The 7712-nt window shown below is 73.0% G+C and carries 5 protein-coding genes and 1 pseudogene; 3 read left to right on the top strand and 3 right to left on the bottom strand.

What is annotated here, in order from left to right:
• Both AOK18_RS02385 and AOK18_RS02380 read left to right on the top strand, forming a co-directional pair.
• A pseudogene (locus tag AOK18_RS02385) lies at positions 1 to 502 on the top strand (ATPase); the annotation flags it as partial.
• Complete coding sequence (locus tag AOK18_RS02380) at positions 499 to 3489, top strand: DUF5682 family protein (RefSeq protein WP_055693168.1); 2991 nt, start codon at positions 499 to 501, stop codon at positions 3487 to 3489. The pseudogene AOK18_RS02385 and the gene AOK18_RS02380, both read left to right, overlap by 4 nt.
• Positions 3490 to 3767: 278 nt before the next feature.
• Here AOK18_RS02380 and AOK18_RS02375 read toward each other — a convergent pair whose 3' ends face one another.
• Positions 3768 to 5024: a L,D-transpeptidase gene (locus AOK18_RS02375; RefSeq protein WP_055573904.1), complete on the bottom strand. Its 1257-nt coding sequence runs from the start codon at positions 5022 to 5024 to the stop codon at positions 3768 to 3770.
• A 356-nt stretch (positions 5025 to 5380) separates the two neighbouring features.
• The gene (locus tag AOK18_RS02370; RefSeq protein WP_079104811.1) at positions 5381 to 5767 is read right to left on the bottom strand and encodes a hypothetical protein; all 387 of its coding nucleotides are present in this window, start codon (positions 5765 to 5767) and stop codon (positions 5381 to 5383) included.
• 108 nt (positions 5768 to 5875) lie between these two features.
• On the opposite strand from AOK18_RS02370, the gene AOK18_RS02365 reads away from it, so the two are divergent.
• Positions 5876 to 6214: an LPXTG cell wall anchor domain-containing protein gene (locus AOK18_RS02365; protein ID WP_175400350.1), complete on the top strand. Its 339-nt coding sequence runs from the start codon at positions 5876 to 5878 to the stop codon at positions 6212 to 6214.
• A gap of 58 nt (positions 6215 to 6272) precedes the next feature.
• Here AOK18_RS02365 and hutH read toward each other — a convergent pair.
• On the bottom strand, positions 6273 to 7712 hold a 1440-nt coding region (hutH, locus tag AOK18_RS02360; RefSeq protein ID WP_055693169.1), incomplete at its 5' end, for a histidine ammonia-lyase.

Genomic DNA, 7712 nt, shown 5'->3' with positions numbered 1-7712 from the left:
CCGCGACCGCGGGGTCAACGACCTCTCGTCCGCGCTGAAGCGCCGCTTCAACTTCGTCCGCATCCCGGTCATGACGAACAAGAAGAGCGAGGCCGAGATCGTCCGCTTCCGCACCGAGGAGCTGCTGCGCCGCCACTCCATAGAGCTGGAGGTGCCGCCGACCCTGCTCGACGTGCTGCTCCAGAGCTTCGCCGACCTGCGCGCCTCCGCCGCCGCGGCCGGCAGCGACGACGAGAAGCTGGAGTCCGCGCTGTCGACGGCCGAGCAGATCGGCGTGCTGGAGGACGCGGTCCTGCACAGCAACTTCTTCGGCGAGCGCACCCTGACCGCGCGTTCCCTCGCCTCCTCGCTCGTCGGCTCCCTCGCCCGCCGTGAGCCGGAGGACCTGGCCATCCTCAACAAGTACCTGCACGGCGTCGTCGAGCCGCGCAGCAGGGAACAGGGCGGTTCGTGGCCCGAGTTCCTGGAGGGCGGCCGGGACGCGATCGCGACGCTGTCATGAGCGCCGCACCCGAGAGCGCGCCCGTCGTGCGGGAGGGCACGTCCGCGGCGCGGGAGAGCACGTTCGCGGGGCTCCGCGGTCAGCTCCACGAGGCCGCGGCCGCGTTCGCCGGCGGGCCGGACGCCCTGGAGGACATCCTCCTCGGCATGGTCGACGACGTGGACCGCGCGGTGCGCGAACCGCTGGAGATCTTCCCCGTCTGCCACCACTCGCCCGCCTCCGCCCTCGCGATGGCCCGCCGGCTGCGCGAGAAGCAGCCCAAGGTGGTGTACCTGGAGCTGTGCGAGGACATGGCGCCGCTCCTCACCGAGCTGCGCAACTGCCGTCTCCCGGTGGCCGTCCAGGCGTTCGCGAGCGAGGTGGACGGCTTCCCGCCCGAGTGGGCGCCGCTGTCGGTGGTCGCGCCGATCACCGAGGCGTCCGCCGAGTACCAGGCGATCGCGTACGCGCTGGACACGCCGGGCGTCGAGCTGGTCCTCGTCGACCGTTCCTCCGACCACGTCTTCCAGTGGGACGGCCGGGACCGGAGCGCCCCGGGGGCGGACGGGGAGAGGCCGGACGGGGACGGGACCGCCGCGGACGGGGACGCGACGGAGGGCGCGCTGCACGGCGAGGCCGTCGGCGTGGAGATCGGCGACCTGCGTCCGCGCTTCGCCGAGCTGGAGGAGCACCTGCTGCGGCACGGCAGGGTGCGGCACTGGTCGGAGTGGTGGCACCAGTACGTCGAGCTGCCGCTCGGCGACGGCGACCACGACACCTACCGCCAGGTCATGTTCCTCATCGGCAGCCTGTTCCGGCGGCTCGCCCCCGGTGACCCGTCGCGGGTGCGGGTCGACGAGGACCGCGAGCGGTACATGTGGACCCGGATGCGGGAGCACCTGGCCGCCACCGGCACCGATCCCGAGGACTGCCTGTACGTCTGCGGCGCGTTCCACGCGGCCAGCAGGGTGGCGGAGTTCGGCGTGGCCGGCTCCGGCACGTACGCGATCTCGCCGCGCTCCGCCACCACCTGGCAGCACGGGCTCATCCCGTCCAGCCACGCGGCGATCGAGGCGCAGTTCGGTCTGGCCGCCGGCTCGGTGTCCATCGCGGCGGCCGAGTGGGCGAAGAGCCTCAGGCGCACCCGGGTGCGGCCGTACCGGCTGGCGGGCCAGGACGGCACGAGGAGGTCCCGGGCCGGGCAGGCCGCCGCGCCGGCGGCGGGGGCGGCGCGGACCGCCCCGGCGGACAGGCTGTCCGGCTTCCTGGGCCGGACCCCGGCCCTGGACCCGCTGGACGAGGCCGAACTGCTCGGCTGGTGCGTGGACATCGTGAGCGCGGCCCGGCGCGCCGGCTATCTCGCCTCCACCGCCGACGCGATCGCCGTCTTCGAGACGTCGATCCTGCTCGCCGGGATGCGGGACCGGGCCAAGCCCACGCCGTACGACTTCCAGGACGCGGCGGTCACCTGCATCGAGAAGGACGCGGTGCCGGGGCGGCGGGACGTGCGGCGGCTCGTCGAGATCATGATGGGCGGCGACCGGGTCGGCCGGGTCGGCTACGACTCGCTGCCGCCCCTGGCGCGCGACGTGCACGACCGGCTGGAGCCGCTGGGTCTGAAACTCCAGCAGCGGGGCGTGCGGCGGGCCCTGCTGGACCTGGCGTCCCGGCCGGAGCTGCGGGACTGCTCCGACGTGCTGTGGATGCTGCGCCGGCTGCTGCCGCAGGGCGCGGTCCGGACCGTCATGGGCGAGCGCACGCTGGGCGAGCGGTCGATCCAGGAGTCGTGGGACCTGGCGCTCGGCACCCACCAGCGGGCGCTCATCGAGCTCGGCTACGAGGGCGTCAGCATCGAGCAGGTCCTGGAGCAGCGGCTGCGCCGCGCCGCCTACGCGCCGCAGGCGACGGCGGCGACGGTCCTGGAGGCCGTCGAGGACGCGGCGCTGTACCTGGGCGGCGGCCGGCGCCTGGCCGACGAACTGGGGACGCGCGCGCTGGCGGTCCTGACGTCCGAGCGCAGTGTCGACGGCGCCCCGGAGGTGCTGCGCCGGGTGCGCCGGCTGCTCGCCCACTACCGGACGAGCGAACCGGTGCTGCCGCCGTGGATCGAGTCCTTCGTCAAGGCCGGCTACGCGCACTACTGCACCCTGCTGCCGACCGCGTTCACGGACGAGGACGCGACGACGGGTCAGGTCGCGGCGATGCTGGGCTTCCTGTTCAGCATGGAGAGCCTGGCCCTGTCGCTGGGCTGCGACAGGGCGCAGCTGGAGCTGGCGGTCGCGCAGTCCCATCCCGAGGACCCGTCGAAGACGGCCCTGCTGTGGGCGGCCCGGGTGCAGCTCGGCACGCTCTCCCGCGAGCGGTTGCGGGCGCGGTGCGACGAGCTGCTGGCCAACCCGCTGGTGGTGCCCGCGTACCCGCGCTACCTGAGCGGCTTCGTGCACGCGCTGGAGCCGGTGCCGGGCCTGGCGGACGTGGTCGTGGAAGCGGTGTCGAACGCGTTCGGGAGGCTGCCCGACGCGGTGCTGCTGCCCTGGCTCCCCACGCTGATCGGCACGCTGCGGGCCGGCGCGGCGGACCTCGCCCCGCTGCTGGTCCGCGAGGCCGGACGGATCTTCCCGGCCCGGCTCGCGGCGCTGGACGCGTGGGTGCCGCCCTGGCGCGCACCGGCTCCGGTCCCGGCACGCCGTGCGGCCCGGGCGGCGGAGCAGGCGGCCGGTGCCCGCCGGGGCGCCGCGCTGGCCCCGGCGCATCCCGCCGCGTTCGACGCGCTGGCGGAGCTGCTGGGCTGTACGGAGGGCTGGGCACCGGCCGGTTCTCCGGCGGCTCCGGCGGGCGCGGCGCTGCTGACCACGCACCCGGCGGCCTGCGACGCGGTGGCGGACCTGCTCGGCTGCACGGAGGGCTGGGCACCGGCCGGTCCGCCGCCGGTCCCGGCGGGCGCGGTCCTGACCGCCCGTCATCCGGGTGCGGCGGCCGCGCTGGAGTCCCTCCTCGCCGGCGGCTGACCGGCACGGACGACGGGGCGCCCCCGGCCACCGGGTCCCACCCCGGCCGGGGGCGACGACGAGGGCCGCTTTCCCGCGGCGGCGGGGTTCGCGCCTCAGGCGGGCGAAGAACGTGAGGGAACGTCAGGAACGTCCCCTGATGAGGGGTTGGGCGCGGGACGAGAACCGCACGGGAGAGGGCCGGGCCCGCGGGAACGCGCCGATGCCGCCGCCCGCCCGGGGAGGGCGGACGGCGGCATCGGGCGGGTGGTGCGGACGGCGGTGCCGGGCGGCCGGTGTCAGACCGCCGAGCCGGCCTTCCACTGGGCCCAGTCCATGTTCCAGCCGTTGAGGCCGTTGTCCGGGGCGATGGTCTTGTCGCCGGTGTTCTTCACGACGACCACGTCGCCCACGATGGAGTTGTCGTAGAACCAGGCGCCCGGCGTGTTCGGGTCGTCGGCACCCTGGGTGTCGGCCAGACCGATGCAGCCGTGGCTGGTGTTGGCGCTGCCGAAGATGGACTTGGCGCCCCAGTAGTTGCCGTGCAGGAAGGTGCCGGAGTTGCTCAGGCGCATGGCGTGCGGCACGTCCTTGATGTCGTACTCGCCCTTGCCGTCGTCGTCGGTGAAGCCGACGGTCGCGCCGTCCATCCGGGTCTCCTTGAACTTCTCGGAGATGACCATCTGGCCCTCCCACGTCTTGTTCTCGGGGGACCCGGCGGAGATCGGGATCGTCCGGACCGTCTTGCCGTCCTGCGTGACCTTCATCTGCTTGGTCTCGGCGTCGACGATCGAGACCTGGTTGCGGCCGATCTTGAAGTTGACCGTCTTCTGCTGGACCCCGTAGACGCCCTCGGCGCCCTCGACGCCGTCGAGCGCCAGCTTCAGGGTGACGGTGGAGTTCTCCTGCCAGTAGTCCTCGGGGCGGCAGTCCATCCGGTTGGCGTTGAACCAGTGGCAGGCGACCTCCTGGCCGCTGCTGGTGGAGACGGTGATGCCCTTCTGGACCTCGGCCTTGTTGGCGATCGCCTTGTCGAAGTTGATCGACACCGGCATGCCGACGCCGACGGTGGAACCGTCGTCCGGGGTGAAGTTGCCTATGAAGCTGTTGTCCGGGGAGACCGTGGTGAACGACGCGTTCTCGTGGGCGGCGCGCCCCGCGGAGTCCTCGGCGGTGGCCTTCAGCTTGTAGGTGGTGGCGCGCTCCAGCTGGACGCTGGGCTTCCAGCTCTTCTTGTCCGCGGCGATCTCGCCTTCGACCTCGGTGCCGTCGGCGGTCGTCATCTCGACCTCGGTGAGCGTGCCCTTGGACACGGTGACCGCGGCGGAGTTGTTGATGGAGGCGTTGTTCGAGCCGCTCTTCGGCGTGATCTTGATCTGGGCCTCGGAGGTCTTCTTGGCCGCCGCCTCGTCGACCTGGGCCTGCGACGCGCCCTTGCCGCCGCCCCCGTCGGAGCCGGTGTCCTCGCCACCGCCGGAACACGCCGAGAGCACCATCACTCCGCCGAGCAGAGCGGACGCAGCCATCAGACCCCTGCGCCGCTTACCGTCCGTCATCACACGCTTCTCCATCGTCGCCGCTTCCCCGAACCCCTCGGGCCCCCGCGCCCGAAGCCGAGAGTCCCCGTCGAACACTTCAACGCTACGACCGGTGGGTCCCGTTCCACACGGGCCGCGAATGTGGGGCTCACCACGTCCGTCGCGGCCGGGCAGGGGGCGTTCGGCCCGTGCGTCACCTGAGACGTCGAGGGCCGGGCGACGGTTGCCGCCCGGGGTCACGGTTTCCCCAAACCCTGGCGGCCAGTCACATCCGTCCGGCCCAACCCGCCCCATTGGCAAACCATTTGAGGCCATCGCCCCATGTTCCGGGCTTCACCATCATTGCGCGATGAGCGCGCAATGACCGTATCGCCCTATTTGCCGCCTTCATCCGAAACGGCATCAGCTTCATCGCCCGGCACACCGTCGAACCCGTCCCCGTAGAACTCCTCGCCCTCCTCGTCGAGGTCCCACTCGGGCGCGTCCGGGTCGTAGTCGATCCGCTCACTGCTCCACGACGCCTGCTGGAGTTCCACGCCCGGCACGTCGCCGACCAGACCGAACGGGTCGACGAGGTACGCGAGCGCCTCGGCCGCGTCGGCGGCCACCGCGCCCTGGGCGGGCGTCCGCTCCTCCGCGGACAGGTCGTCGTCGTCCGCGATCCTGGCCAGCGCGGCGCCGGTCACCGCGGCCACGTCGTCGACCTCGAGAACGAGGTCCACCCGAAGCCGTACAAATCGCGATGTCTCTGGAGTGCTCATGCCCGGAGCGTACGGCTCCGGCTTCCGTGACTTTCCCGTGACCCGCGATTTTCACTAACATCAGCCCACACGGCCAATTCGCCAGCGCCACAAGGGGATCGATATTCCGTGTCATCCGCTCTCCGCCCGTTGCTGACCGCCACCGCCGCAGGCACCCTCCTGTGCGCCCTGTGGTTCGTCCCGTCCGCCAACGCGACCTCGGACACCCCGGCTGAAGGGATCACCCCGGCAAGCCCGTCTCCGCAGGTCACAGAGCAGGCGCGGGTCATCTCCAGCACCTCGGCCAACGCCTCCACCGCCTCGTACGACGGCACCGCCGGCGAGGTCCGGCTCGCCGACACCGGCAGCTTCAACAGCACGCCCTACGTCGTCGGCGGCACCGCCTGCCTCACCCTCGGCGCGGGCTTCGTCGTCTACTCGGTACGCCGGGAACGCCTCGACTTTTAACTCGCTTGACCTTCCGTTGAGATGAAATTGACCGTGCTCCCCGGGCGGTCCCGGCCCGTCACCGCAGCGGGCCTGTGATCTTCTCCACCGCCGCCAGCAGCCGGCCGTCCCGCACGAACGCCTCCGCCGCGGCGAGGTCGGGCGCGAGGTGACGGTCCGGGCCGGGCCCGCCCACACCGGCCCGGCGCGCGGCCTCGACGGCGGCCCGGGTCGCGGGCGCCGGGGTGAGCCCCTCGCGCAGTTCCACCGCACGCGCGGCGGCGTACAGTTCGACGGCGATGACCCGGGTGAGGTTGTCGACCGAGGTGCGCAGCTTGCGCGCGGCCGACCAGCCCATCGAGACGTGGTCCTCCTGCATCGCGGAGGACGGGATCGAGTCCGCCGACGCCGGTACGGCCAGCCGCTTCAGCTCGCTCACCAGCGCGGCCTGCGTGTACTGGGCGATCATCAGGCCGGAGTCGACACCGGGGTCGTCGGCGAGGAACGGCGGCAGCCCGTGGCTGCGGTTCTTGTCCAGCAGCCGGTCGGTACGGCGCTCGGCGATGGAGCCGAGATCGGCGGCGGCGATGGCGAGGAAGTCCAGTACGTAGGCCACCGGGGCGCCGTGGAAGTTGCCGTTGGACTCCACCCGGCCGCCCCCGGAGCCGGACGCCCCCGCACCCGCGCCGCCGGGCAGCACCACCGGATTGTCGATGGCCGCGGCGAGTTCGCGCTCGGCGACCAGCCGGGCGTGCGCGATCGTGTCCCGTCCGGCGCCCGCCACCTGCGGGGCGCAGCGCACCGAGTAGGCGTCCTGGACCCGCGGGGCGTCGTCCTGGTGATGCCCCGTCATCCCCGAACCGGCCAGCACGGCCAGCATGTTGGCGGCGCTGGCGGCCTGGCCCGGATGGGGGCGGATGGCGTGCAGTTCGGGGGCGAGCACCCTGTCGGTGCCGAGCAGCGCCTCCAGGCTCATCGCGGCCGTGACGTCGGCGGACCGGTAGAGGGTGTCGAGGTCGGCGAGGGCCATGATCAGCATGCCGAGCATGCCGTCGGTGCCGTTGAGGAGGGCGAGTCCTTCCTTCTCGCGCAGTTCGACGGGCCGGATCCCGTGCTCGGCGAGCAGGTCGCCGGCGGGCCGCGGGGTCCCGTCGGGCCCTTCGGCCTCCCCTTCGCCCATCAGGGCGAGCGCGCAGTGGGACAGTGGGGCGAGGTCCCCGGAGCAGCCGAGGGAACCGTACTCGTGCACCACGGGGGTGATGCCGGCATTCAGCACGTCGGCGATCGTCCGCGCGACCTCCGGGCGCACGCCGGTGTGCCCGGAGCAGAGGGTCTTCAGCCGCAGGAACATCAGGGCGCGGACGACCTCGCGCTCGACGCGCGGCCCCATGCCCGCGGCGTGCGAGCGGACGATGTTGCGCTGCAGCCGGGCCCGCAGCCCGGGGCCGATGTACCGGGTCGCCAGGGCGCCGAAGCCGGTGCTCACCCCGTAGACGGGGTCCGGCTCGGCGGCCAGGGC

The organism is Streptomyces prasinopilosus (assembly GCF_001419695.1).
GTDB classification, from domain to species: Bacteria; Actinomycetota; Actinomycetes; order Streptomycetales; family Streptomycetaceae; genus Streptomyces; species Streptomyces prasinopilosus.
The sequence above is the reverse complement of the archived record's forward strand: the minus strand, read 5'-3'. Positions and strand labels throughout refer to the sequence as shown.

Bases quoted from the DNA above. Each gene is read 5' to 3' on its own strand.
- AOK18_RS02375 (WP_055573904.1), bottom strand. From the start codon at position 5,024: ATGACGGACGGTAAGCGGCGCAGGGGTCTGATGGCTGCGTCCGCTCTG.
- AOK18_RS02380 (WP_055693168.1), top strand. From the start codon at position 499: ATGAGCGCCGCACCCGAGAGCGCGCCCGTCGTGCGGGAGGGCACGTCC.
- AOK18_RS02370 (WP_079104811.1), bottom strand. From the start codon at position 5,767: ATGAGCACTCCAGAGACATCGCGATTTGTACGGCTTCGGGTGGACCTC.